Origin of the sequence: Haloterrigena alkaliphila, from assembly GCF_017352155.2 — an archaeon.
In the GTDB taxonomy this organism is placed as follows: Archaea; Halobacteriota; Halobacteria; order Halobacteriales; family Natrialbaceae; genus Haloterrigena; species Haloterrigena alkaliphila.
The window spans coordinates 1,080,020-1,105,674 of record NZ_CP071462.1 but is presented as its reverse complement, the minus strand read 5'-3'; the positions used below and the strand labels follow the sequence as shown (position 1 = coordinate 1,105,674).

The 25,655-nt window shown below is 67.6% G+C and carries 23 protein-coding genes and 1 pseudogene; 10 read left to right on the top strand and 14 right to left on the bottom strand.

From position 1 onward, the window contains the following. Positions 1–71: 71 nt before the first annotated feature. Complete coding sequence (locus J0X25_RS24235) at positions 72–374, bottom strand: DUF8119 family protein (protein WP_225896731.1); 303 nt, start codon at positions 372–374, stop codon at positions 72–74. A 173-nt stretch (positions 375–547) separates the two neighbouring features. Here J0X25_RS24235 and J0X25_RS24230 point away from each other — a divergent pair, with 173 nt between their 5' ends. Further along, positions 548–1,996 carry an aryl-sulfate sulfotransferase gene (locus tag J0X25_RS24230; RefSeq protein ID WP_207290122.1) on the top strand — a complete coding sequence of 483 codons (1,449 nt, stop codon included), beginning with the start codon at positions 548–550 and terminating at the stop codon, positions 1,994–1,996. Positions 1,997–2,106: 110 nt separating this feature from the next. Here the strand turns inward: J0X25_RS24230 and J0X25_RS24225 are convergent, their stop codons facing one another. The 4 genes from J0X25_RS24225 to J0X25_RS24210 form a co-directional block, all read right to left on the bottom strand. Further along, entirely contained in the window at positions 2,107–3,423 is a 1,317-nt protein-coding gene (locus J0X25_RS24225; protein ID WP_207290121.1) for a TIGR00341 family protein, read from the bottom strand. 135 nt (positions 3,424–3,558) lie between these two features. Beyond that, the gene (locus tag J0X25_RS24220; RefSeq protein ID WP_207290120.1) at positions 3,559–4,542 is read right to left on the bottom strand and encodes a lysylphosphatidylglycerol synthase transmembrane domain-containing protein; all 984 of its coding nucleotides are present in this window, start codon (positions 4,540–4,542) and stop codon (positions 3,559–3,561) included. Next, positions 4,539–5,219 (bottom strand): PHP domain-containing protein, encoded by a 681-nt coding sequence (locus tag J0X25_RS24215; protein WP_207290119.1) that lies wholly within the window; start codon positions 5,217–5,219, stop codon positions 4,539–4,541. Before J0X25_RS24215 ends, J0X25_RS24220 begins: the two co-directional genes overlap by 4 nt. Before the next feature lie 60 nt (positions 5,220–5,279). Then, entirely contained in the window at positions 5,280–6,194 is a 915-nt protein-coding gene (locus tag J0X25_RS24210) for a decaprenyl-phosphate phosphoribosyltransferase (RefSeq protein ID WP_207290118.1), read from the bottom strand. 444 nt (positions 6,195–6,638) lie between these two features. On the opposite strand from J0X25_RS24210, the gene J0X25_RS24205 reads away from it, so the two are divergent. Together J0X25_RS24205 and J0X25_RS24200 are read left to right on the top strand one after the other, a co-directional pair. Further along, positions 6,639–7,730 carry an NAD-dependent epimerase/dehydratase family protein gene (locus tag J0X25_RS24205; protein WP_207290117.1) on the top strand — a complete coding sequence of 364 codons (1,092 nt, stop codon included), beginning with the start codon at positions 6,639–6,641 and terminating at the stop codon, positions 7,728–7,730. Between the two features lies 1 nt (position 7,731). Continuing rightward, positions 7,732–9,090: a DolP-mannose mannosyltransferase gene (locus J0X25_RS24200; RefSeq protein ID WP_207290116.1), complete on the top strand. Its 1,359-nt coding sequence runs from the start codon at positions 7,732–7,734 to the stop codon at positions 9,088–9,090. A gap of 59 nt (positions 9,091–9,149) precedes the next feature. Here the strand turns inward: J0X25_RS24200 and J0X25_RS24195 are convergent, their stop codons facing one another. Continuing rightward, the gene (locus tag J0X25_RS24195; protein WP_207290115.1) at positions 9,150–10,742 is read right to left on the bottom strand and encodes a glycosyltransferase family 39 protein; all 1,593 of its coding nucleotides are present in this window, start codon (positions 10,740–10,742) and stop codon (positions 9,150–9,152) included. A 127-nt stretch (positions 10,743–10,869) separates the two neighbouring features. Beyond that, the gene (locus tag J0X25_RS24190) at positions 10,870–11,394 is read right to left on the bottom strand and encodes a DedA family protein (protein ID WP_207290114.1); all 525 of its coding nucleotides are present in this window, start codon (positions 11,392–11,394) and stop codon (positions 10,870–10,872) included. Positions 11,395–11,542: 148 nt separating this feature from the next. On the opposite strand from J0X25_RS24190, the gene J0X25_RS24185 reads away from it, so the two are divergent. Then, complete coding sequence (locus J0X25_RS24185) at positions 11,543–12,022, top strand: metal-dependent hydrolase (RefSeq protein ID WP_207290113.1); 480 nt, start codon at positions 11,543–11,545, stop codon at positions 12,020–12,022. A 56-nt stretch (positions 12,023–12,078) separates the two neighbouring features. On the opposite strand, the gene J0X25_RS24180 is transcribed toward J0X25_RS24185, so the two are convergent. Both J0X25_RS24180 and J0X25_RS24175 read right to left on the bottom strand, forming a co-directional pair. After that, entirely contained in the window at positions 12,079–12,579 is a 501-nt protein-coding gene (locus J0X25_RS24180) for a metal-dependent hydrolase (protein ID WP_207290112.1), read from the bottom strand. 67 nt (positions 12,580–12,646) lie between these two features. Continuing rightward, positions 12,647–13,666, bottom strand: coding sequence for a lysylphosphatidylglycerol synthase transmembrane domain-containing protein (locus tag J0X25_RS24175; protein ID WP_207290111.1), 1,020 nt, complete (start codon positions 13,664–13,666; stop codon positions 12,647–12,649). Between the two features lie 215 nt (positions 13,667–13,881). On the opposite strand from J0X25_RS24175, the gene J0X25_RS24170 reads away from it, so the two are divergent. From J0X25_RS24170 to J0X25_RS24155, 4 genes are all read left to right on the top strand, one after another. Beyond that, positions 13,882–15,522 carry a sulfatase gene (locus J0X25_RS24170; RefSeq protein ID WP_207290110.1) on the top strand — a complete coding sequence of 547 codons (1,641 nt, stop codon included), beginning with the start codon at positions 13,882–13,884 and terminating at the stop codon, positions 15,520–15,522. A 127-nt stretch (positions 15,523–15,649) separates the two neighbouring features. Continuing rightward, positions 15,650–16,510, top strand: coding sequence for a hypothetical protein (locus J0X25_RS24165; RefSeq protein ID WP_207290109.1), 861 nt, complete (start codon positions 15,650–15,652; stop codon positions 16,508–16,510). An 89-nt stretch (positions 16,511–16,599) separates the two neighbouring features. Beyond that, entirely contained in the window at positions 16,600–17,580 is a 981-nt protein-coding gene (locus tag J0X25_RS24160) for a glycosyltransferase family 4 protein (protein ID WP_207290108.1), read from the top strand. Beyond that, complete coding sequence (locus J0X25_RS24155) at positions 17,581–18,684, top strand: glycosyltransferase (RefSeq protein WP_207290107.1); 1,104 nt, start codon at positions 17,581–17,583, stop codon at positions 18,682–18,684. 41 nt (positions 18,685–18,725) lie between these two features. Here J0X25_RS24155 and J0X25_RS24150 read toward each other — a convergent pair whose 3' ends face one another. Continuing rightward, positions 18,726–19,814, bottom strand: coding sequence for a M20 family metallopeptidase (locus J0X25_RS24150; protein ID WP_207290106.1), 1,089 nt, complete (start codon positions 19,812–19,814; stop codon positions 18,726–18,728). Positions 19,815–19,953: 139 nt separating this feature from the next. On the opposite strand from J0X25_RS24150, the gene J0X25_RS24145 reads away from it, so the two are divergent. Further along, on the top strand, positions 19,954–21,843 hold the full coding sequence (locus J0X25_RS24145) for a PINc/VapC family ATPase (RefSeq protein WP_207290105.1): 1,890 nt from the start codon (positions 19,954–19,956) through the stop codon (positions 21,841–21,843). Positions 21,844–21,979: 136 nt separating this feature from the next. Next, positions 21,980–22,090 (top strand): annotated as a pseudogene (locus J0X25_RS24140) (NAD(+) synthetase); the annotation flags it as partial. Between the two features lie 50 nt (positions 22,091–22,140). Here the strand turns inward: J0X25_RS24140 and J0X25_RS24135 are convergent. From J0X25_RS24135 to J0X25_RS24120, 4 genes are all read right to left on the bottom strand, one after another. Next, entirely contained in the window at positions 22,141–22,554 is a 414-nt protein-coding gene (locus tag J0X25_RS24135; RefSeq protein ID WP_207290104.1) for a hypothetical protein, read from the bottom strand. A 49-nt stretch (positions 22,555–22,603) separates the two neighbouring features. Beyond that, entirely contained in the window at positions 22,604–22,897 is a 294-nt protein-coding gene (locus tag J0X25_RS24130; protein WP_207290103.1) for a MarR family transcriptional regulator, read from the bottom strand. Between the two features lie 244 nt (positions 22,898–23,141). After that, a complete protein-coding gene (locus J0X25_RS24125) occupies positions 23,142–24,314 on the bottom strand; it encodes a DUF5305 domain-containing protein (RefSeq protein ID WP_207290102.1) in 1,173 nt (390 codons plus the stop codon). Positions 24,315–24,465: 151 nt separating this feature from the next. Further along, positions 24,466–25,635, bottom strand: a complete 1,170-nt coding sequence (locus J0X25_RS24120) for a signal peptidase I (RefSeq protein ID WP_207290101.1) — start codon at positions 25,633–25,635, stop codon at positions 24,466–24,468. Between the last annotated feature and the right edge of the window lie 20 nt (positions 25,636–25,655).

Sequence of the window (25,655 nt, the reverse complement as noted above, 5' to 3'; positions counted from 1 at the left end):
CGTCCTCGCGGTCGGCGAGAAACGCGGGAGACGGGGTCGGGGTTCGTGTGAGACGTCCGTTACGGTCCGTGTTAGCGCTCCTCGGGACTCACGTACGGCCGCGACCAGGGCGACGTCACGTGCGTGTAGCCGACCACGCCCACGAAGGTGACGACGTAACACAGCCAGCGCGGGAGTCCGTACCCCTGCACCCAGATCGTCATCAGCAGCGCCCAGGTCGTCAACACGGCCGCGTCGCGACAGATCCGTTCCCCGTTGTGCCGGAGGTACGCGGTCAACCGCCGCCGTCGGGACTCGAGGACCGGGCGATCGTCGCCCACCGTCGTGGCGGCGTCGCGATCCGTCCTCGAGTGCGTCGTTTTCGTTTCGGTCACGGTTGCCGAGACATACCAGAGCCATTGCATACGCTTTTTGGTCGGCGGAGTCGATCGGTCGGGGACCCTGATCGGTGGTCGTCGAAACAGGTCACAAAAAACTAATACGTCGCTTGGGAAAGCACAGGTAATGGGTTCCCAGTTGCCGTGTTGGCACTCGAGGGTGATCGATCGTGAGTGAGCGTTCGTCCGACGCGCTCGCGGGCGCTCGATCGGGGCTGTCCCGGTTTCGATCGGCACTCTCGCGGAATAGCCTCCGAATCGTCTTTCTCGTGATCATCCTCCTCTCGGCCGCCGCCGTGGTCAGCGCGTCGATGGGCAACGAGCTCTCGACCGCGTCCCAGGAGGAGGTCCCCGAGGCGCCGGCGACGGAGAACCACACGGTCGTCACCGAGTCGGGGCGTGCCGGGACGATCACCGTCTACTCGCCCGACGGCGAGGTGCGATACTACGATAACAGCCGCACGAAGTACTTCGACGCCGATCCCGTCGAGGGCGATCCGATGACCATCGAGTACACGGCGACGGACACGATCCACTCAGAGGGGCCGACGTGTACCGACCCGCCGTGTGCGCTCAACGTGATCGAACGCGTCGACCTCGAGGCGGAGAATCCCGAACCCGAGGTCGTCTACGAGCGCTACGACTACAAGGAGACCGCCGGCGAGTGGCACGACGCGGACCGCATCAACGAGACGCACGTCGTCGTCGCCGACATCGTCGCCGACCAGGTGTTCGTCGTGAACACCGAGACGGAGGTCGTCGACTGGCTCTGGGACGCCCAGAGCGACTTCCCCGTCGAGGAAGCCGGGCCGTACCCCGAGGATTGGGCCCACATCAACGACGTCGAGTACATCGACGAGGAGGGCGATCCGAACGACGGACGGATCATGGCCAGTCTCCGCAACCAGGATCAGGTCGTCTTCCTCGATCGAGAGGAGGGGCTGGTCGAGGACTGGACGCTCGGGAGCGAGAACGAGTACGACGTCCAGTACGAACAGCACAACCCCGACTACATCCCCGAATCGCAGGGCGGGCCGGCCGTCGTCGTCGCCGACTCCGAGAACGGCCGCGTCCAGGAGTTCCAGCGCGAGGACGGCGAGTGGACGCGCACCTGGGAGTGGCAGGACGACGTGATCCAGTGGCCCCGCGACGTCGATCGCCTCCCCAACGGGCACACGCTCATCGCCGACTCCCACGGCAACCGCGTGATCGAGGTCGACGAGTCCGGCGAGATCGTCTGGGAAGTCGGCTCGACGCTGCCCTACGAGGCCGAACGCCTCGAGACCGGCGCCGAGAGCGAGGGCGGCCAGAGCGCCCAGGCACTCGGCCTCGAGTCCCGGACGGACGACGATAGCGGCGGCGGAGGCGGGGGCGGTGACGACGGCCTCTTCGGCTTCGACCCGCTCGGCTGGGCCGGCGACGTCCTCGAGAACATCCTCCCGCACCGGGTCCACAACGGCCTCCTGTTCGCGACGCCGATCTGGATGGGGGCGAACGAGTTCGCCGCCATCGGTATCGCGCTCCTGGCCGGCCTGGCGTGGCTCGGCCTCGAGATCACCTGGCAACTTCGCGACGCCGGCGTCCGGTTCCGACTGCCGTTCTACCGGCAGGGCGACTGATACCGTCCGATAGCGCCGTCGGATCTCCGTTCGTTCGATCGTCTGACCGTCCGCCCGTCCGACGGTCTCGATCGCTCGAGGATACCGTTCGCTGAGCGGTGTCGCAGCGATCATCCCCGTTCGACGTAGTAGACGACCACCTCGGCGCGCTGGGACTCGACGAGCGGGCCGGAGGGCAACCGAATCGCGGACTCGGCGCGGACGCTCTCGCGGGATCGAATCTCGTCGCCGATTCGCGGCGGGTCGGTGCCGACCGGATGCGAGACGCGAACGATGACTCGTTCCGGCTGGCGGATCGGGACCGGATCGTCGTACTCGACCGTGACGTCGATGAGCGAGAGCTCGTCGTGCTGGGGCGACTCGACGATGTCGGTCACGTCCCCGTTTACCTCCTCCTCGTACATCCCGGTTCGGTAGGTGTCGTAGGTCACGACCCCGAGAAACGCCGAGAGGACGACGATCGTGACGGCGAGGGCGACGGCGCGTTTTTCCGTCGCGACGCGGGCCTCGTCCTGTTGGAACCAGTTGTCCGGCCGATACCCCTTGTACCAGAGGACGCCGAGGCTGGTGATGTTGATCGTAACCATGTTCACGAGCACGAGGACGCTCGCGGCGATGGCGACCCCCGGAAGACCCCACGCGATGCCGATGCCGACGACGCCCAGTGGCGGAACGACGGCGACGGCCATCATGACGCCGACGAGAGCGGTCGCCGTGCCCGCTGTCAGCGTCCACGCGCCCGCCACGCCGGCACCGATCGCGATGACCAGCGAGAGCAAGTCCGGGGTCAACCGGCCCTCGATCTCCGAAATCGCGAAGAGATCGATCGTCGGCGGAACGAGCGCCGTCGTCCGGACGACGAACGCGAAGGCCGACGCGGTGACGACACCGACGGCGAGCCCGACCGCCTGCTGCTTGATCGCGCGGCGAAACAGCGCGTCGTCGTCGATCACCGTCCCGACGCTCGCGCCGAGCGCGGGTCCGATCAGGGGCGCGATCACCATCGACCCGACGACGACCGCCGGCGAATCGAGTAACAGACCGGCGGTCGCGACGAACATGCTCAACACCATCATGACGACGTACGTGCTGAATCGAGGCGTGAGATCCTTCGCCCGAGCCCGCATCTCCTCGCGGGAGATCCGCGCGGTGTTCTGCGCGTATCGCTGCTCGAGTTCGTCGTACTGTTCGGAGACGACGGTTTCGGCCTCGACGACCACGGTGTAGGAGTTCTCTTCGAGTCCCGCGTTCCGGAGGTCGTCGAGGACGGACTCGACGGCGGGTGCCGGCAGCGGGAACGTGATGACGACCGAGGGCTCCTCGCGACTCTCCTCCGTAATGAGCGTGTAATCGAGCCCTTCCTCCTCGAGCGTCTCTTCGACGATTTGCCGCTTCTCTTTCGGGATCAGGATCTCCACGAGGCGCATGGTCGCACGTCCACAATGCCGTGGAAAAACGTTCGTCCGGCACTGCGTCGAATCAATGGGGAACTGCGGCGCGTCTCGGCTACGCGCCCACCGGTCTCCCGACCGAGCGTCCGAGTCGCTTCGCACGCGGCCCGTTCAGCGGGTCGCCTTGTACGCGAGGAACACCGCCGTCCCGAGCGCCGCGGCGTACCAGAGCGTCCCCACGCGGATCACGACCGTCGCGGCCGCCGCGATGGCTTCGGGGTAACCGAACGTGAGCAGCACGCCGACCATCGACGCCTCCGCGGCGGCGAGGCCGCCGGGCAGCATCGACACCGCGCCGACGACCGACCCGAGACCGAAGACGAACAGGCCGATGACGACGGTGGCTTCGACGCCGAACCCCTCGAGGACCAGCCAGAGCGCGATACCCTCTAACCCCCACGCCGCGAGGCTGAGCAGCGTCGCGACGACCAGCGGTCGGAGCTGGAACAGCCGGTACGCGCTCTCGTAGAACCGCTCCAGTTCGGTCGCGTACTCGCCGAGGACCGGGAGCGACTCGAGTCGTCCGAGGATCGCCAGACAGGCCCGCCGCCACTGGAGCAGCCCGATGCCGACCGCGATGGCGCCGAGGACGGCGACGATGGGAAGCGACGACCGGCTGTAGACCAGCAGGCCGAGCGCGGCCATCGCGCCCAGCGCGACGAGGTCCGTGATTCGCTCGGCGCCGACGACGGAGGTGGTCTCGCTGGCCGGCACGCCGCGCTTGTCCCGGAGGAACCACGCCTTCCAGACCTCGCCGGCTTTCCCCGGCGTGACGACCATCATCAGCCCGCTGAAGAAGGTGATCGCGCTCGCGTCGAGCGGAACGTCCGCTTCGAGACGCCGGAGGTAGTAGTGCCACTTGGCGAAGCGGAAGCCGTAGCCGACGGTCGTCAGGCCGATGACGGCCCCGAACGTCCGCCAGCGCAGCGTGGCGAGGGCGCTCGTCACGTCGCCGACGTCGGCGTAGGCGGCGAGGCCGAGGAAGACGGCGACCGAGAGCAGCGCCGTCAGCCAGACGCCGTGGTCGCGGACGACCCGCCGGCACCGATCGACGACCGTCCCCCCGACTCCGCCGGCCTCGCCGCTCGCCGTCACGGAAACCGCCCCGACGTGAGGGTCCCGACGGCGCGACCGGAGGCGGTGCGGAACTGGTGGAGTTTCGTCGCGACGTGCCCCGAGAGGTAGCGTCCGCGACCGCCCGGCCGCACGCGTCCCTCGCGGACGGCGTCCGCGAGCGACCCGTCGCCCTCGACGATCGTGTAGGCGCGGCCGACCTCCATCGGGAAGTGGGCGTCGCTCCCGCCGGTCGCCGGCAGGTCGCGGGCGGCCGCGAACGACGCCGCGCGGTCGTTGAACCGGCGGCGGACGCAGCGGGAGTTCACCGCTTCGACCCCGTCGACGGCCTCGGCGAGGGCCTCGAGGTCCGTCTCGTAGAACTGCCGCAGCGTGTCGAAGGGGTGTGAGAGGATGGCGACGCCGCCTTGCTCGTGGACGCGGTCGATCACCGTCAGCGGATCCGTTTTGGGCGGTGGCTCCGCCACGTCGAGGGCCAGGAGGTGTCCCTCGGTCGTCGTCACCTCGACCCCGGGAATCACTGCGAGACCGTCCGGCGCGGCGTCCCGAACGGCGTCGACGTTGGCGAGCGTGTCGTGGTCGGTGACGGCGACGCCGTCGAGTCCGGCGTCGGCCGCCGCTTCGGCCACGCGTTCGGGGGGCGTACTCGAGCAGGGCGAGGCGTTCGTGTGGATCTGGAGATCGTATCGTCGTGTCATGGTTGGCTCGGTGCGGAGCGCGGTGAGACGGTCATCTCGGTGCGGTGTGGGGTGAGACGGTCACGCGATCACCTCGACGAGACGGGCCGGAACCCCGTAAAGGACGGCGACGACGAGGAGTCCCCAAAGGACGAGGTTGACGAAGAACGGGGGGTCGCCGAAGAGGAACTTCGGGTCGCCGCCCAGGTTCCGCGTGTGGGCCAGGAAGTGGTAGCGGAAGGCCGCGAAGAACGCGAACGGGAGCGTGGACATCATCCACAGTCCGCCGCGGAAGAACGTGTAGAGCGAGTAGGAGACGAGCAACGCCGCGAGGACGACGACGAGCAACTGGTCGAGCGTCTCCTCGGTGTACTCCGCGAGGGTCGCGCGCGACGCGGCCGGATCGTCGCTGACGGTCATCTCGTGGCGGCGCTTGCCGAGCGCGAGCATCAGCGCCCCGAGGAACGTACAGACGACGAGCCAGGGACTCAGGTAGACGTCGATGGCGACGACGCCGGCGACGGCCCGCAGGACGAACCCGATGGCGATGACCATCACGTCGACGATGACGATATCCTTCAGCAACGCGGAGTAGAGCGCGTTCTGGGCGAGGTACGTACAGACGACGAGGAGGAACAGCGGACCGAGGAACCAGGAGAGGCCGAGCCCGCCGACGAAGAGCAGGACGGCGAACGCGACTGCCACGGAGACCGGGACCTGGCCGCTGGCGATGGGCCGGTGTTTCTTCCGCGGATGGTTGCGGTCCTCCTCGAGATCGGCGATGTCGTTGCCGATGTACGTCGCGCCCGCGACGGCACAGAAGGCGACGATCCCGACGGCGACGTTCGTGACGGCGACCGGATCGAACAGGCTCCTGGAGAAGACGAGCCCCAGCAGCAGGATGCCCTGCTTGTACCACTGCCAGGGGCGCATCTCCTTCACCAGACCCGAGACGGTCCCCACGAACCGGCTCCGATCGGCGTAGGCGCGGGCCATCTGTCTGTCCACCTTCCCACACAGGCCGACAAAAAGATCCGGCTTGCTTGTAGCCGGTTCAGGGGAGCTACGGGGACGCTAACCGGTGCTGGGCGACTGAGTGCGCGATCGCCCTCATCGAGATCGGAATACAAGCGCTCACTGTGGATTGGTAACGGGAGCCATCCGATCGCGCAACAGTCGGTCGTGAGCGAGCGAGTATCACAACGCATCGTTAGAAGGCGGATTACCGCCACCGTAGCGACCGAACGGCTCGGTTTCAGCGAACCATCCCATCGATCGCCTCGGGTCCGCCGGCGCGATCACTCGCCGAGGACGTGCCGCTCGGTACAACGCGTCACTGTCCCGTACTTCCCCGTTCACCGAGGGCGATCAGCCGATTACGGGCCGCGAAACGCCGACACACTATTGAAGCGCGGTGTGGACGTCTCGCTTGATATCACGATGAGCGATAGTGAGCGCGCCGGCGACGATTCGAACGGAACGCTGCTCGTCACCGGAGGCACCGGATTCCTCGGTCTGCACACGTGTCAGTACTTCCGCGATCAGGGATGGGACGTCACCGCGTTGGATCTCAAACCCTTCGAGCCGGAAGACGACACGGACGGTATCGACTTCGTCGAAGGAGACGTTCGGAGCGAGGAGTCGGTGGCCGACGCGCTCGAGGAGAGCGACGCCACCGCGGTGGTGCACACTGCGGCCGCGCTCCCGCTGTGGGACGCCGATCGCATCCGCGAGACGACCATCGACGGCACGCGAAACGTGCTCTGGGCGGCGAAGGAACGCGACGTCGACCGGGTCTGTTACATCTCCTCGACCGCGGTCTACGGGACCCACGAGACTCACCCCATCACCGAGGAATCGCCCCTCGACGGGGTCGGTCCCTACGGCGAGGCCAAGATCGAGGCCGAGAAGGTCTGTCGGGACTTCCGCCGGATGGGGATGTGCGTCCCCATCCTCCGCCCGAAGACGTTCATCGGTCCGCAGCGACTCGGCGTGTTTCAAGTGCTGTTCGACTGGATCGAGGACGGCGCGAACGTCCCGCTCGTCGGCTGGGGGAACAACCGCTATCAACTGCTGCACGTTCACGACCTCGTCACCGCCATCGAACTGGTGCTCACCGGCGACGAGGAGGCGGTCGACGACACGTTCAACGTCGGCGCCGACGAGTACGGCACGATGAAGGCGGACTTCCAGGCTCCCATCGACTACGCGGGGACGGGGAAACGCACCATCGGAACGCCCGCCTTCCTCACGGTCGCGGTCCTCCGCGTTCTCGACAGGCTGAACCTCTCGCCGCTGTATCCGTGGGTCTACGAGACGGCCTCCGAGGACTCCTACGTCTCCGTCGAGAAACTGAAATCCCTCGGCTGGGAGCCCGAGTACTCCAATCGGGAGGCGCTCGTGGAGACGTACGAGTGGTACCTCGAGAACTACGACGCCGACGAGTCGACCGACGAGACCGGTCTCGACCACCGCGTCGCGTGGGACCAGGGCGCCCTCGCCATCGCGAAGAAGGTATCGCAGCGGATCTGAGATGGTCTCACGGTCACGTATCCGGGGTCGCATCGACTGGCTCGTCGTCCTCGGGCCGATCGTCGCCGTCCTCTTCGCCGCCGGCCTCGGCAGACACCTGCTCGTCGCCTGGCCGGCGCTCGCGACTGACCCGGCGTTCTTCCAGCACACGGGCTGGTACGTCCTCGAGGGCGGCGTTCCGTACGTCGACGTCTGGGACGTGAACCCGCCGGTTCCGTTCGGAATCACGGCCGTGCTCGCCGCCCTCTCCGGCGGGGACATGCTCGTTTTGCACGCGCTCGGAACGACGCTCACGGTGCTCGTCGCGGCCGCGAGCGTCCTGCTCGTCGGGTGGGTGGCGTACCTCGTGACTGAAACGGACGCCGCAGCGGTCGCCGCCGGCCTGACGATGCTCGTCGTGCCTGAGCTCTTCCTCCTCTCGCCGGAGGGCGTCCGGGCGCAGTTCTACGCGCTGTTCTTCGGCGTCCTCGCGCTCGCGCTGGTTCTCCGCGATCGGCCGTTCCTCGCGGGGGCTATCGCGGCGCTGAGCGCCGGCTCGTGGCAATCGGGGGGCGTCTTCGCGCTGCTGATCGTCGGGATGGCGTTCCAGCGATCCGGGCGGCGGGGCGCGCTCTCGGCCGTCGCGGGCGGCGGCGTCGTGACCGGCGTCGTCGTCCTCGCGTTCGCAGCCGCGGGCGCGCTCGTTCCCATGTTCGTCCAGACGGTCGTCGCGACGCTGACCGCCGGATCGTCGTACACGCTGGCCGAGCGCGGCTACACGATACTGCTGGTGTTCGGCTACGGGGCGGTGCTCCTCCCAGTCGCGCTCTATGGCTGGGCGCGCGCCGCCGTCCGCGATATCCGGGAGCGGTGGTGGATTCCGGCGGGCGGCCTGCTCCTCGCCGCGCAGGTGGTGTTCGTCGACCTGGACGGCTCGACGGACGCGCTCCTCTGGCTCGCCTTCGTCGCGCTCGGCGTCGCCGTCGCCGTCGAACGCGTCACCACGCGGCAGTCGGTACCGACGGATCGTCTCAGTGGCGACGCGTCCCGGACGACCCGACACTGGGTGACTGCCGTCGCGGTCGTCGTTCTCCTTGCCGCGCTCGTTCTCTCGGGACTGGTCTGGCACTTCGGGTCGTCGCCCCAGCAGTCGACGCTCCGGACGCTGCAGGAGGGGGCCGAGCCGGAGGGGGAGTCCCTGCCGATCTCGCCGAGCGACGCGGACGTGCCGTCGATGCAGACGATCTACTGGGAACAGGCGAAACCGGAGACCTGCCACTACCGGCTGAGCTGGAACGAGGTGCGGTGGGTCGCGATGACCGACGACCGACTGGACAGGCGGCAGTGCGACGGGTGGCCGAGCCGAACCGATCGCGGCTAAGGAGCGGCGCGTTCGGACTCGAGCGAGCGTGACCGACGAGCGGGCCGTCGCCGGCGAGTCTAGCCGCCGTCCGACGTCCGCTCGAGTCGGACCACGGCGATGCCGTTGTATTGGTTCACTTCAACGGGCCCGCGGTAGTCGTCGCGGCTCTCCACGGCGTCGACGATCCGCTGGTTGGTCGACGAACTGGTGTACGAGAGGACGATCCAGACGTCGTCGTGCCCGTCGACGGCCGCCCGTATCTCGTCGCCCGACGCGTCGGGCGGGACCCGGACCGTGGGCACGTCCGGCCGGTCGAAGTAGAAACCGAACGTCCGCTCCGTGAACGGTCTGCTCACGAGGACGACGTCGTCGCCGTCGACGGTCGACTCGACGTCGGCGGCGGCCCCACGCCACTGCTCCTTCTGGTCGTCCTGGTAGTACGTCGGGAGCGGCGCTACGAGACCCACGAGGAGCACCCCGACGACGACGTACCGGAGCGACGGCCGGGAGAGCGTCCGGATCCCGACCGCGATCAGGAGGAAAAACGCCAGCGACGCGCCGATCGAGTACCGATCCACGAAGATGGGCGTGACGACGTGCGAGAGGACGATCGGAACGAGTATCGGCACGACGAACCAGAGGACGACCAGGTAGACGGCGTTTACCGGTGGGTTCTCGCGGTCGTCCTCCGTCGCTGTCCCGCGCTCAGTCTCCCTCGCCGTATCGCGGTCGACACCCGCCCACGCGTTTCGGCCGCTCGAGAGCGCGAGCACCAGACAGCCCACGACGACGAGCGAGACGAGAATCGGGAACGACTCCTCGAACAGGTAGGCGCCGAGATACGCCGCGAACGTCTCCCCGACGGTCTCGGCCGTCGGCAGGGGGATCCACGAGACGTTGGTCGTCTCACCTGCGCGCGCCGCCAGCATTCGACGAACCAGTTTCACCAGCCACGGCGCGAGTAGCAGGGCGGTGATCGCCTCGAGTTCGAACCAGCGGCGGAGCGTCAGTCGCGACCGGGGGACGATCCGGACGAGCGGTCGGGAGAAGACGTAGGCGTTCTGGGCGAGTATCGCGAACAGCCCGAAGACGTGGGTGTAGCCGAGCAGGACCGTGGAGACGACGTACCCGATCTCGTTTCGAAACCCGGACTCGTCGGTCGATCGGTCCGTCTGTATCCGCACGAAGTAGTAAAAAGAGAGCGCGGTCAGCAGCGCGAGCGGGTTGTACATTCGGACCTCCTGTGCGTACCACACGTGGAACGGCGAGACGGCGACGAGCACCGCGGCGATCGCTCCGACCTCCCTGTCGAAGAGTCGCCGCCCGATCCCGTAGAGGACGACCACGGTGGCGATGCCGGCGAGGGCAGACAGCAGTCGCGTGGCTAGTTCGCTCGTACCGAAGAGGGCCGTCCAGCCGGACAGGAGGAGATAGTAGAACGGCGGGTGGGGATCGTTCCCCGGCACGCTGATCAGGAGTTCGATCGGCGTGTTCGACGTGGCGGTGGTCACCGAGACGACTTCGTCGACCCAGTAACTCTCGGACTCGAGCCGGAAGAGCCGAAGCGCGGCCGCGACGACCGCGATCGGATACAGTTCGATCGGGACTCCCGCCGGGGACCGATCCCGGACTCTCTCCCCGTCGGTCTCGGTCGGCGGAGCCGGCGCCATGAGCCGACTGCAACGACGTGTGGCATGAATGTTGACCGACTAACGGGGTGATTTGGCCGACCGTACGGCTCTACGGACGTGGCGTGCCCGAGACGAGATGAGACGACCACGCCGTCCGTCGGGCGACTCACAGCGCCAGCAGGTAGCCGCCGAACAGGTAGAGGGCGGCGAGGATCGACTGGAAGGACAGCGACCCAATCGCCGACAGGGCGACGAACGTCCGACCGTCCATCTCCGAGAGCCCGGCGGGAACGGTGAGCAGCCCTCTGACGACCAGCATCGTATTGCTCACGGCGACGGCGATCCCGCCCCAGCGGTCGAACCAGCCGTCGAAGCGCTCGAGGCGCGACTCGGTGAGCGGAAACCACCGCTTCTGGACGACGTACTCCCGGCCGGCGCGCCGGACGAGACAGAACAGGAAGAACTGGCCGATCGTCGTCCCGATGACAGCGACGGCGACGATCGCGGAGACCTTCGGAATCGAGGACCCCATCAGCGCCAGCGCGGCCGGTACGACCAGTTCGCTCGGCATGAACCGCAACATCATCGCGCCCTCGAGGATGCAGATCCCGAGCAACACCGCGAACGCGAACTCCGACGCGAACAGCGACTCGAGCCAGGACGGCAGTCCCTCGAGTTGAAGCGGTTCCATCACTCGCGGATAGTCCGTCCCGAACGTAAGCGTTGTTGGTTTCCGGTGGCTGCCGGCGTGTCGCGTCGCTGTCCGCGATCGAAATCCGACGCCTCCGTGTGCGACCGAATCACAAACTACGTGTGGGTGTCGTCCGAAGGAGCCGCTAATGGAGCTGGGACGGGTCGCCTTTCTCGCCGGCGCGTTCGCCACCCACGCCGTCGTCGGCTACGCCCTCGCCCGCGGGTTCACCGACGCCGACCCGCGGGTCGGGCTCGTCTTCGGACTCCTGCCGGACGCGGACTTCCTGTTCCCCGCGGCGTGGGGCTGGCCGCTTGTTCACCGCGGACTCACCCACACGCCGCTGTTCGCTGCTGCGGTCGTCGTCGGAACCTACGCGATCCGTCGGAACCGAGACCTCACTCTCGCCGTCGGGTTGGCGATCGGTTCCCACCTCGCGATCGACTCGCTCTCTCCCTTGGGAATCGACTGGCTGTTCCCCGTCGCGGCGACCGCCGGTCCGGGCGTTCCCGTTCACGGGCCGGCGATGACGGGGGCGCTCTGGGCGGCGTCGATCGCCATCCTCGCGTGGCGAACGGACGCCCTGCGGTCGCTTCGACGGCGAGTGGCGTCCTCGAGCCGGTCCTGACATCCGGTGTCGGCCGCCTCGAGCGAGACGCGTCGTCGAAACGTCGATTCGGCCGGTTAGAGGGCCGGCACGCCGAGCCCCGCTCTCCCCTCGATCGTCAGGAGCAACGACCCGAGTAACACGACCGTTCCGACGAACAGGACGCTCTTGTTGATCCGGCCGTTCTTGGATTTGAACCAGTCGAGCGTCACGTGGGTCCGCGAGAGCGGGGCCAGCGGGCTGATCCCCATCGGGGTGACGACGTCGCCCGCGAGGTGGGTGAGAACGCTGGCGGTCCCGACGACGAATCCGAACCGGAAGGCGACGGGCGTCGAGGGGACGACCAGCGTCGTCCCGACGCCGGCCGCGAGTCCGACGAAGACGGCGAACCAGAGCGTGTGCGTCGGGCCGCGGTGGCGAATCCGCGGGAGCGGCTGATCGATATCGGGGAGGTTGGCCAGTCCGACGGCCAGCACCGCTCCAAGGACCGCCAGCTCGAGCGACCAGTACCGGCTCACCAGGGGGACGAAGGGGGCGTACAGCAGCGCGTTGAATCCGACGTGACCCTCGCGGTACATGGCGGGTGGTCGTCCGACCGTCCGCGCCGGACGGGGATCAATCGCTCGGTCGATCCGGGATTCGCGGTCACTCGAGCGTCTGCACGCCGAACGCCGACACCGACACGCCGCCGATCAGGACGGGCATCCAGTAGATCGCACCGCGGAAGATGAGGACGGCCGCCGTGACTGCCGACGCCGGGATGCCGGTCGTCGGCACGAGCAGCGTGACGAACGCCGCCTCGATCCCGCCGAGGCCGCCGGGCAGGGGCGCCGCGCCGGCGAGGTTCGCCAGCGGGATCACGAACAACAGCACGTACGGCGGAACGCTGTAGCCTACTGCGGCGAACGCGGCCGTGAGCGCGGCCACCTGAAGGAGCCAGCCGGCCAGCGAGAGGCCGACCACGGCGGAGAGTCGTCCCCGATCCGTCGCGACGCGCTCGATGTTCTCGAAGAACCGCCCCATCCGATCCGCCAGATTTGCCTCGAACGTCTCGGGATCGGATCCGATGAACCCGAACCGCCCGATCCGGGGGGCGATGACGGCCGGAAGGCGCTCGACGATCGCGTGCCGATGCCGCCAGACGAACGCCATCGCGAGGACGATCGCCGCGATCAGCGCGATGGCCGAGCCGACGGCGGTCTCGAGGCGCTCGCCGACGGCGGCGGTGGTGGCGTAGTAGCCGACCCCGGCGAGAATGAGCGAGATCGAGGGGACGACGTTGAGCACGTCGACGCTCGCGATGCCGGCCAGCCCGGTCTCGTAGCGCGCGTCGGAGACCTTCGAGATGAGCAGCGCCGCGACCGGTTCCCCGCCGGCCTGACCGAACGGGGTGACGTTGTTGGCGAAGACGGCGCCGGCGTAGACGAAGAACGCCTTTCCGGCCGGTACGTGGACGCCGAGGGAGCCGAGGACGGTCCGGAGCATGAGACTCCACGCGGCCAGCCAGCACAGCGCGAGAGCGAAGGTCGCGACGACCAGCGAGGGCGTCGCCGAGAGCAGCGAGTCGACGATGTCGCGCGCGCCGACGAGGAAAAACAGCACGGCGAAGACGGCGATCGTGCCGAAGCCGCCGATGAGGAGTGCCCGCCGGTTTCGCTCGTCCATAGCAGGTGTGGATCATCAGCGAACTTGAAACGTCTGATTACGTCCGGCCTACTCGCCAGCCCTCGGGTTCGCGGCCGGCGCCGATGAACGCGTAACGATCGCCCGCCCGACGGCGCACGGGCAATCGACCGACCGTTCGATAGTGCGAGACAGTTGGTCTGATAGCGCGAGACAGTTGATTCGTTTTATTGGGATGGACTCAGTTGTTCCACCTAATGGACGAGACGCAGCAGTCGAACGTGCTCTTCGTCGTGCTGGATACGGTCCGAAAGGACCGCCTCGAGCCGTACGGCTACGATCGGGGGACGACGCCCGAACTCTCCCGGTTCGCCGAGGAGGCGACCGTCTTCGAGTCGGCGGTCGCGCCCGCGCCGTGGACGCTCCCGGTTCACGCCTCGCTGTTCACCGGCCGGTATCCGAGTCAGCACGGGGCCGATCAGGGGAGTCCGTACCTCGACGACGAGACGACCCTCGCGTCGGTCCTCTCGGCGGCCGGCTACGACACGGCGTGTTACTCCTCGAACGCCTGGATCACCCCCTACACCGGCCTCACCGACGGCTTCGAGGAGCAGGACTCGTTCTTCGAGGTGCTCCCCGGCGACGTCCTCTCGGGGCCGCTGGCCAGCGCGTGGCAGGCCGTCAACGACAACGACTACCTCCGCGAGCTGGCGTCGAAGCTGGTCCACCTCGGCGCGATGGCCCACTCCAAGCTCGCCAGCGGCGAGGGAGCGGACTCGAAGACGCCCTCGGTGATCGACCGGACGAAGTCGTTCATCGACGACAGCGACAGCGACGAGGGCTGGTTCGCCTTCATTAACCTGATGGACGCTCACCTGCCCTACTATCCGCCCGAGGCGTACCGCGAGGAGTTCGCGCCCGGCGTGAACCCCGACGACGTCTGCCAGAACTCCAAGGAGTACAACTCCGGCGCGCGCGACATCGACGACGAGGAGTGGGAGGCCATCCGCGGCCTCTACGACGCCGAGATCGCCCACATGGACGCCGAACTCGGCCGCCTGTTCGACTGGCTGCGCGAGACCGGCCAGTGGGAGGAGACGACCGTCGTGGTCTGTGCCGACCACGGCGAACTCCACGGCGAACACGACCTCTACGGCCACGAGTTCGCCCTCTACGACCAGCTGATCAACGTCCCGCTGCTGGTCAAACACCCCGCGCTCGAGGCCGATCGGCGCGAGGACCTCGTCGAGTTGCTCGACTGCTATCACACCGTGCTGGACGCGCTCGAGACAGACCCGGCGACCGCAGTCGAGACGCCGGGGGACGGCGACGCGGTCGCGCTCGACCCGACGCGCTCGCTGCTCTCGAGCGAGTACCGCGACTTCGAGGGCGCCGAAACGCCGGATCTCGGCCAGCGAGCGGTGCTCGGGAGTAGCGAGGTGTCGGACGACGGCGAGGAACGTAGTCCCTCGAGCGATCGGACGCAATCCGATGACGACGGCGAAGGCGACTACGCGTTCGTCGAGTACGCCCAGCCGGTGATCGAACTCCATCACTTGGAGGAGAAGGCAAGCGAGGCCGGAATCGACCTGCCCGACGACCACCGGGCCTACTCGCGGCTGCGCGCGGCCCGCAGCACCGACGCGAAGTACGTCCGCGCGGATCGCATCCCAGACGAGGGGTACCGGCTCGACGAGGATCCCGCGGAGTCGACGGCGCTCGATCCGGCGGACGACGACGTCGTCGCCGCGGCCGAACGCGCGCTCGCTCGCTTCGAGGCGGCCGCTGGCGGCGCGTGGGACGATCCGACCGAGACGGACGCCGACCAGGCTGACGCGCTGGCCGAGGCCGACGAGGAGACCCGCGACCGACTGCGCGAACTCGGCTACCTCGAGTGACGCGGTGGGCCGACCGCTGAACCCGAGTAGCCAACGTCTCTCACGGGAAGAAACGATAGCGAATCGACAGTGACTGTCTGCACACCAGTAAGCATAGGTGGGTAGACTCGAAAGTCGGAGGTAACCGATGGAGGACCAACAGTTCCTGGAGTCAGAGTGGGACTACTGTCTGGTGCTGGACGCGTGCCGGTACGACGTCTTTCGCGACGTCTACGACGAGTACCTCGACGGCTCTCTGGAGAAACGGCGGAGTATCGGTTCGTCTACGCCGGAGTGGGCCTACCGAACGTTCACCGGCGACCACGACATCGCGTACTTCTCCGGGAACCCCTTCATCAACGACCTCGGGATCCCGTTGAACGAACTCAAGTGGGGCGCCAGTTGCGACTACGAGTGGACGGCGTCGGACCACATCAGCGACGTCTTCGACGTCTGGAAGACCGGCTGGGACGACGACCTCGGAACGGTCCCGCCGGAGAGCCTGGCCGAGGCGTTCCGCGAGCAGTCGGCGACCGTCGAGCGGGCCGACCGGACGGTGCTCCACTACATGCAGCCACACGCCCCCTACCTCTCCCGCGGGAAGGGGCAGAAGCTCAAGCAGATCCAGAAGGGGATCCGGCGACAGGAGGAATCGGAGAAGGCGGCCGACGGCGGGGGCGGCGCGCTCTCGTCGCTTGGCGATACGATCCGGCCGAAAGTCGAGCAACGACTCGAGGGCAGCGAACTCGCCCAGAAGGCGGGGCTGTGGCTCGAACTCGACCCCGCGGACCTCGTCAGAAACGGGACCCGGGAGGCCGCGCTGGAGTTGTACGAGGAGAACCTGCGGATCGCGCTCGAAGCCGTCGCGGACCTGATTCCGGAACTGGACGGGAAGGTCGTCGTGACCGCCGACCACGGCGAAGCCTTCGGCGAGGAGGGCGTCTGGGAACACCACATCGAGACGCACATCCCGCCGCTCGTGGAGGTCCCGTGGCTCGAGGTCGAGTAGGGTCTCGCCAGCAGCCACCGACACACGGTCATCACGACCGTCGAATCCGCCACCGCGATCACCGCCACCACAGCCACGAGGCGTCCGGAATGAAGATCAGCCACTACTTCGAGCTCGAGGACCACGTCACCGGCGGCATCCGCGAATCCGTCGCCCACCAGCGAAAGATGCTGGACCGGCTGGATCTGCGGTACACGACTAAGCCGACGCTGTCGGCCGACGTCCTCCACTGTAACCTCATGGGCCCGCGCTCGGTCTGGTACGCGAGGCGGGCGCGCTCGCGGGGCGTCCCCGTCGTCGCCCACACGCACGTCACCGCCGAGGACTTCGGGGACAGCTTTCGCTTCACAAATACCCTCGCGAAACCCCTGAAACCGTACCTCGAGTGGGCCTACGGGCTGGCCGACGCGCTGATCTGTCCGTCGGAGTACAATCGCAAACTGATCGAGACGTACGCCGACGCGCCGACGACCGTCGTCTCGAACGGCGTCGACCGCGAGAAACTCGAGGGGTTCGAGTCCCTCGAGGCCGAGTACCGCGAGCGCTACGACCTCGAGGCGCCGACCGTCTTCCTCGTCGGGCACGTCATCAAGCGCAAGGGACTCGAGACGTTCGTCGAACTGGCTCGACGGCTCCCCGATCTGGACTTCGCGTGGTTCGGGCCGATCGACCGCCGGCTGAAGGGCCGGGAGACGACCCGGCTGATCGACGACTCGCCCGACAACTGCACGTTCACCGGGTACGTCGACGACATCCGCGGCGCGTACGCGGCGGGCGATATCTTCTGTTTCCCCACCCACGAGGAGAACGAGGGGATCGCGCTGCTCGAGGCGATGACCGCCGGCAAGCCGGTCCTCGTCCGCGACATCGAGACGTTCTCGTGGCTCGAGGACGGCGAGGACTGCCTGAAGGTCGCGGGCGGCGTCGACGCGTTCGTCGACGCGCTCGACCGACTCGAGGACCCCGAGCGACGCCGTCGCCTCGGATCGAACGCGGCCGAGCGGAGCGAGGCGTTCTCGCTCGATTCGGTCGCGAACCAGTACCGGACGCTCTACAGCGAGGTGGCCTGAATGAAAATCGGCTTCTTTACGGACAGTTACTTCCCCGAGATCGACGGCGTGACGTATACGATCAAGCTCTGGCGCGAGGAGTTGGAACGCGACGGCCACGAGGTGTACGTCGTCTACCCGGACGGCGACTACGAACCCGGCGAGCGCGAGCTCCCGGTCAAATCGGTGTCGAACCCGTTCTACCCGGGGTATCGGATCCCCCTCCTCAGGCGGCCGTCGACGCTCCCCGACCTGGACGTCGTCCACTGCCACGGGCCGGCGCCGGTCGGCATTCTCGGCCGCTACTACGCCCGCAAACACGACCTGCCCGCGGTCTACACCCACCACACGCCCCTCGAGGAGTACTTCCACCAGAACGTCAAGTTCGAGTCGGTCGCCGCCGCGCTCTCGAAACTGTACGTGCCGATGGAGAACGCGTTCCTCCGGAGTTTCGACGTCGTGACCGCCTCCACGAGCCGAATCGAGCGCGACGTGGAACACGTCCAGCTCCCGGTCGGCATCGACATGGACTTCTTCCAGCCGGCCGCCGAGGACTGGTACCCCGACCGGACGGTGATCGGCTACAGCGGTCGACTCAGCATGGAGAAGAACGTCCACGAGATCCTCCGCCTCGCCGAGGACCTCCCGGAGTACGACTTCGTCGTCGTCGGCGACGGCCCCTATCGCGACTCCCTCGAGCGAAACGCGCCGGACAACGTCGAGATCCGCGGCTTTCTCCCCCGCGAGGAGCTCCCGATCTTCTACTCCTCGATCGACGTCTTCGTCACCGCCTCGACCGCCGACACCCTCGGTCTCTCGACGCTCGAGGCCAACGCCTGCGGGACGCCGGTCGTCGCGACGGACGCGGCGCCGTTCGACAAGACCATCGGCCCCGACAACGGCGAGCGGTTCGCGTACGGCGACCTCGAGGCGATGGTCGCGGCGGTCGAGACCTGTCTCCGAACGGACCGCGACACCAGAGCGGCCGTCGAGCGCTACGACGTTCGACGCACGATGGACAACCTCGAGCACATTTACCGGAGCGTGCGGTCCTCGGCGACCGGCACCCCGACGGAGGTTACCGACGACTGGTTCTCCGACGAATCCCACCGCTCGCCGAAGTGAGCAACGCGCTGATGCGAGCAACGCGGCGAAGTGAACGACTCCTACGCCGGCCACGACTCCGCTACCCGCTGGTAGGTCTCCCGACACCGCTCGAGCACCTCGAGCGAGACGCTTTCGTCTTCGGTGTGTGCCTCGCCGGGTTCGGCGGCGCCACAGATCACGCACTCCGTCCCGGCTTCGGCGAGCCACCCCGCGTCGGTCGCGTGGGGCTTCGTCACGAGTTCCGGCGTCCCTGACTGGGCGCTCGCCGCGGCTTCGAGCACCGTCTCGGCGAACGCCTCGTCGTCGCAGCGCATCGGCGGCAGATCCTGGTCGACGGTCCACTCGACGCCCTCGAGGTTCTCGACGCGCTCGAGTTCGGCCCGTTCGCCGGGTACTGTCCGCTCGTCGACGGTCAGTTCGCAGCGGTCGGGGACGACGTTCATCGCCGTCCCGCCCTCGATTTCGGTGACGACGAGGCTGCCCTCGAGGCGTTCGCCCGCCGCCTCCACCGAGGGGGGCTCGAGGTCTCGCACGCAGTCGACGGCGTCGGTCGCGCGGTAGATGGCGTTCTCGCCGGCGTCGACCTCGCTGGCGTGGGCGGCGGTCCCGCGGGCGGTGATCGTGCTCCCCCGCCGGCCCTTGTGGGCGACCGCGACGTCGGTGACGCCCGGACTCGAGTACCCCGTCGAGCCCTCGCCGACGACGGCGTAGTCGGGGTCGAAGCCGCGCTCGATGGCGTGGCGCGCGCCGACGCCGCCGACCTCCTCGCCGACGAAACTCGCGAAAACGAGTTCGCCGGCCGGATCCGCATCGCGGAAAGCCAGCATCGCGGCCGCGACCGCGCCCTTCATGTCGGCCGCCCCGCGGCCGTAGAGTCGGCCGTCGCGCTCCTCGAGGACGTACTCGACCGCGCCGTCGTCGGCCCGCCGCACCTGCGACGCGGTCGGGTCGACGACGTCGTGGTGGCCCACGAGGGCGAGCGTCTCGTCGCCGGTCCCCTTCCGGGCGAGCACGTTACCGGCGTCGTCTCGCGTCACGTCAGCGTCGGTCTCGCGGCGCAGCCACTCCTCGATGTCGTTCCCCGCGGCCGTCTCGTTTTCGTGGCTCGGGATCGAGACGAGTTCGCGGGTCAACTCGCGGACGGTCATGCAGTCGACTACGGGGTCCGGCGTGTTGTGTCCATCGTGATCCGTTACGTGGCGAGTGCCTCTGCCGCCGTCTCTCGAGGCCGTACGTGTGCGCTCGCCGGTGGAACACCCTTATAGGCGTCCGTCGACCAGATAGCGTATGAACGTCGTGCCGGATACGAGCGTGGTCATCGACGGCCGCGTCTCGGCGACGATAGACGACGGGCAGTTCGAGGGAGCGACGATTTCGGTGCCGGAAGCCGTCGTCGCGGAACTCGAAGCGCAGGCCAACGACGGGATCGATACCGGGTGGGACGGCCTGGAGGAACTCCAGCGTCTCGCCGACCTCGCCGACGAGGGCGTCGTCGACCTCGAGTACGTCGGCGAGCGACCCAACGCCATCGAGCGGGGCCACGCCTCCGAGGGCGAGATCGACGCCCTCATCCGGGACATCGCGGAGGATCTCGGCGCCACCTTCCTGACCAGCGACGTCGTGCAGGCCGAAGTGGCTCGGGCGAAGGGGCTCGACGTCCAGCACGTCTCCCCGGAGACCCGCGAGGTGGAGACGCTCACCGTCGAGAACTACTTCGACGACCGGACGATGAGCGTCCACCTCAAGACCGGTGCCGTCCCGAAGGCCAAACGCGGCGAACTCGGCGCGATGCGCTACGAGCGAATCGCCGACGAACCGCTCGAGGAGGCGACGATGGACGAGTACGCCCGCGAGGTCGTCGACGCCGCCAAGGAGTCGCCCGAGGGCTTCCTCGAGCTCTCGGAGCCGGGGATGAAGATCGTCCAGTTCCGCGACTACCGGATCGCCGTCGGTCGGCCGCCGTTTTCCGACGGCATCGAGATCACCGCCGTCCGGCCGATCGCCCAGACCGACATCGAGGACTATGAGAACGCCGACGAGTTGAAAGACCGGCTGCTCGAGCGCCAGCGCGGCGTCCTCATATCGGGCGCCCCCGGAGCGGGGAAGTCGACGTTCGCGCAGGCGGTCGCCCGGTTCATCTCGGATCACGACTACGCGGTCAAGACGATGGAGAAACCGCGGGACCTGCAGGTCGGCCCCGACATCACCCAGTACACCGAACTGGGCGGGCAGATGGCCAAGACGGCCGACGCCCTGCTGATGGTCCGGCCCGACTACACGATCTACGACGAGGTCCGCAAGACCGACGACTTCGAGGTCTTCGCGGACATGCGACTCGCGGGCGTCGGCATGATCGGCGTCGTCCACGCGACCCGACCGATCGACGCCCTCCAGCGCCTCGTCGGCCGCGTCGAACTCGGGATGATCCCGCAGGTCGTCGACACCGTCGTCTACATCGAGGCCGGTGAAGTCGAGACGGTCTACGACGTGAAGACCGAGGTCAAGGTCCCCGCCGGACTCACCGAGGAGGACCTCGCCCGCCCCGTCATTCAGGTCACCAACTTCGAGACGGGCGAACCCGAGTACGAGATCTACACCTTCAACAGGCAGGTCGTCACCGTTCCCCTGAAGGACGAGGACGGCGGCCCCGCCAACGAGTCCGGCGTCGACCGCATCGCCAAGCAGGAGATCGAACGCGAGATCCGCTCGATCGCCCGCGGCTACGTCGACGTCGAACTCAAGAGCCAGGACAAGGCGGTCGTCTACGTCGAGGACGACGACATCTCGAGCGTCATCGGCAAGGGCGGCGGCCGGATCACGGACGTCGAGAATCGCCTAGGGATCGACATCGACGTCCGGACCCACGACGAGAACCCCAACTACGGCGCGGGCGGTGGCGGCAGCGCCAGCGCGGACGGTGCCGGCGCCGCCGCAGGCGGTGGCGGCCAGAGCCCCGCGGGCCAGATGGTCACCCCCGAGATCACCTCGCGACACATCGTCATCCCCGTCGACGGCAACCACGGCGAGACCGTCGAGGTCCAGGCCGGCGGCGAGTATCTCTTCACCGCGACGGTGAGTCGCGGCGGCGAAATTCAGGTGTCTCGAGGGAGCGCAATCGCCGACGAGTTGGAGCAAGCGATCGACCGGAAGGATCCAGTGACGGTCGTCCCGTCGTAGTCGTACCGCGAACGAACGGAGTGAGTGAGCGGCTCTTTTTGGGAGATTTTTGCGTGAGTGAGATTCAGGTGTCTCACGGGAGCGCGATACCGACGGTGGTGGCGAGAAACAGGACCGTGGAGACGAACGCGAACAGGACGTCGACCGCGAGACGGCGCGGTCGCTCGCGTGGCTGTGTGCCGAAACCGAACACAAGCGAACGATGCCGCAGACGCCGGGGATCGCCGGGCGCGACGGCGGCGAGTGACCGGACGCCGAGCGCTCCATCCGGGACGCCGACTCGCTCGACGCGGACGGTCAGCGCTCGCCCATCTCTCGGTAGAGGTCGGTGTTGCGCCACCAGAACAGCCCCCACGAGAGCATGAATCCGGCGGCCATGGCGGCGATATCCTGGACGAACCGTGGAAGGCCGACGCCGACGATGGCGACGAGCGCGATAGCCGACCCGGTCGCCGCGCCGGCGACGATAAACAGCAGGTCGCCGACGACGTGCTCGCGGCTGTGCTCCCAGTACCGCTGGCGGTCCTCGTCGTACCAGATCCCGACGTAGATCAACACCGGGGCCATCGCGGTGATCACGGTGATCACCTGAAACTGCTCGGGCACGCCGGCCGGGCCGATCACGGTCGCGTTGAGCAGGCTCGCGACGATTCCCATCGCGAACAGCCCCACGAGCAGCCAGCCCCACCGCGGCAACGTCTCCTTGTCCATGCTCGAGGACGGTGACCGCGTGAAAATAATCCTCCCGCTTTCCGGCCGGCTACTCCGCGCAGCAGGCGTCCTTTTTCGGCGACTCCTCGACGCCGTTCCCGTCGGCCGCCATCGGCTCCTCGAGCCGATAGAGGCTCTGGCGAGCGTCCGCAAAGTAGATGTCCTCGTCGACGATGCCGATCTCCTCGAGTCGCTCGAGCGCGTAGCGGACGGTCCGGGCAGACAGCATCGATTCCTCGACGATCTGTTTCTGCGTCAGCGGCCCGTCGTACTCGAGAACCTTGAAAACCAGTTTGGCGCTCGGTGGCAAATCTTCGATGTCCTCCCCGTCAGTCTCTGCCATACTACGAATCGAAAACCCCCAGGAGTATAAAAGTTGAGCCTTACGAGGGATCCGCGTCATCAAATATTACGATAGACTCGCGGTAGTAAAGTGGGGTGATACGGCTCGTACTCTCCGATATCGATATCTGACTCGAGAGTCAGCTTTCCGCGAAATCCGCGGGAACCGAGTCGAACGCGACCGCATTCACCGCGGCGAGGCCCCGATCGACCGCGACGCACTCGCAACTCACTCGCGACCCACGCTACAGTTTCTGCCAGACGTCCTCGTCGTCGTCGAACCCCTCGTCGTCGGGGTCGGCGAACTCGTCGCTGCCCTCGAGCTCGAGGTCGTCCGTCGACAGCGGCTGGTCGGCGTCGACGGCCGCGGGCTGGCCCTCCAGATCCATCTCCGGCCAGGCGGTCTCCTCCCAGAGTCCGCGGTCGCTGTAGTAGTAGACGACGCCGTCGTTGACGACCGCGAACAGGCCACGTTGCGTGTCGTGGACGACGCGCTCGTTCGTGTCGATCGCGACGTCGACGACGTCCTCGAGGGTGTCCAGCGAGACGTGGTAGTCGCCGATCCACATCGGGATCGACCCGCGCGAGATCCACTCTGCGTACCGCCGTTCGTGGACCGCTCTTCTGGCGGCCTCCTCGTCGATGGAGGATCGACGGGCGACGACGGCGCCCGCGAGCGAGAGCGTCCCGAGCAGGGAGAGGCCGCCGATAGCCGTGAGGTTCCGCGATTCGGTCGTTCGGTCCGTCCCCGTCTGATAGGTGTTCTCGTCCGTCGCCGACAGCGGCCCCTCCAGCCAGTACGCGTCGTCGGTCACGTGAAGCGTCGTCGACGCCTGCTGTGTCCCCTGACTCGCCCCCGTCTCGTACTCGACGTGAAGCGTGACTCGGAGGTCGACCGAACCGACGCCGGAGATAGCGCTCTCGAGTTCCGTCTGGCGCTCGCGGTAGGATTCGACGTCGATGGTCGCTTCCGACGTCGCGACGCCGTCGCGGACGGTCGGCGAGATGACGCCTTCGGAGTGCGTCTCGTTCCAGAACACCTCGCCGTCTCGCGTCGCCTCGAACCGAAGCACGATCTCGTGGGTGACCGTTCCGTCGATCGGCGTCCCGCCGGTCCCGTTGACCAGCCGGGTCGTCGGTTCGAGGGTCAGTTCCGGCGAGGCGTTGAGCATGTAGACCCCGCTGTTCTCGAGTCGGTCGCCCTCGTTCCACAGCGTTCCGTTATTCACGACGACCGCGCTCGTGTCGACGTCGCTGGCGACGCGTTCGTCGGCGTACTGTGGCGTCGTCGACGTCGTCGGGTTGGCGACCGCCCACCCCGACGCGAGGAACGCGACGGCGCCGATCGCGATCAGCGCGATCACGACCGGGCGGCCGTATTCGGCGAGTATCAACTCGAGACGCGGATTATCGATCACGATCAGGACACCCCGACTGGCCACTCAACGCGGCCACGAACCCCCAGTGGTCCCGAACCGATCCGGGACCGCGGATCGGTCGCAGGAGACGCATATCTACGTTCAGGGTTTTCGACCATTATAACGATACCGGCCGTCTGCGACTCCTTGACTACCGCCACTTTCGGAGCTTTCGCTCGAGACGCGTCGACAGCGGGACGTGATCGCCCGCGGAGCGAAATCGGAGATCGGTGTGACCGAAGACGAGCAGCACGATCGCGACGGCGAGACCGACGATGACACCGTTTACGGCGGCAATCGCGGCGAGCGGGTGGAGCCCGTGGAGCGAGACGAGTACCGACGGCGGGAGCACGGTGAGATACCGATACTCGCCGACGTGTCGCGTGTACTCGCCGGTCGCTTCGGGGGCCGTGAGCGAGACCGTCGCGGTTCCGCTCGAGCGGATGCCGACGGTCTGGGACCCGGGTTCGACCGCGACGTTGTTGCTCCTGACCTCGTGGACGGTCACGATCGGGAGATAGCCCGTGTTGTCGACGGTTCGCTCGAGTTCGCCCGTCTCGCCGGGCGCGAGTACCTGCGGATCGTCGGTCGGCGAGTTCGTACTCACGAGTCCGTACTCGGTCGTCCCGGACGGGATCACCATCGCTGCAGTCGCGAACGTCACGAACACGAGCAGGACCAACCCCAGCGCGGTCCAGAACGCGATCACGTTTTCGCGGGAGCGCGAGCGATGCGTCTCGCGTCGCCCAGGTCCGACCCGCTCGAGCAGTGCGCCGAATCCGAGCAGCGCGACGCCGAGGGCGACCAGCAACGCACCGATCCCCTCCGAACCCGCGGTGGTCGTGAGGCCGAAGACCGGCGCAATCGTCCCGTAGGCCGACTTCGCGACGCTCTGAATTCCCATAACGGCCGTTCCGAGGCCGGGGATCGTCACCACGTCGCCGTTCACCTGTAGGGCCGTCGCGACGATCTGGCCCTTCGTGACGTGTGGCTCGCCGCCGTCCTGGTCCGTGAACGGGTTCGCGTCGCCCTTGGTGACGTACCCCTCGTCGGTCTCCCCGACCACGCGGTGGGTCGTCAGCCCGCCGCCGTGGAGTTCTCGAGCCTCGAAGACGACGACGTCACCCTCCTCGACCTCCCCGGCCGCGACGCTCGGAATCGCGACGAAGCCGTCGCCGGCCTCGAGGGCGGGTTCCATGCTCCCGGTCGCGACGTAGCCCAGCAGGATCGGCTGTCCGAGGAGTTGGCCGACCAGCAACAGGACGACGACGAGGGCGACGCCCAGTCCCAGGGCTCGCTTGAGAAGCGTCGCCTCCGTCATCGTTGCGCCTCGAGGAATTT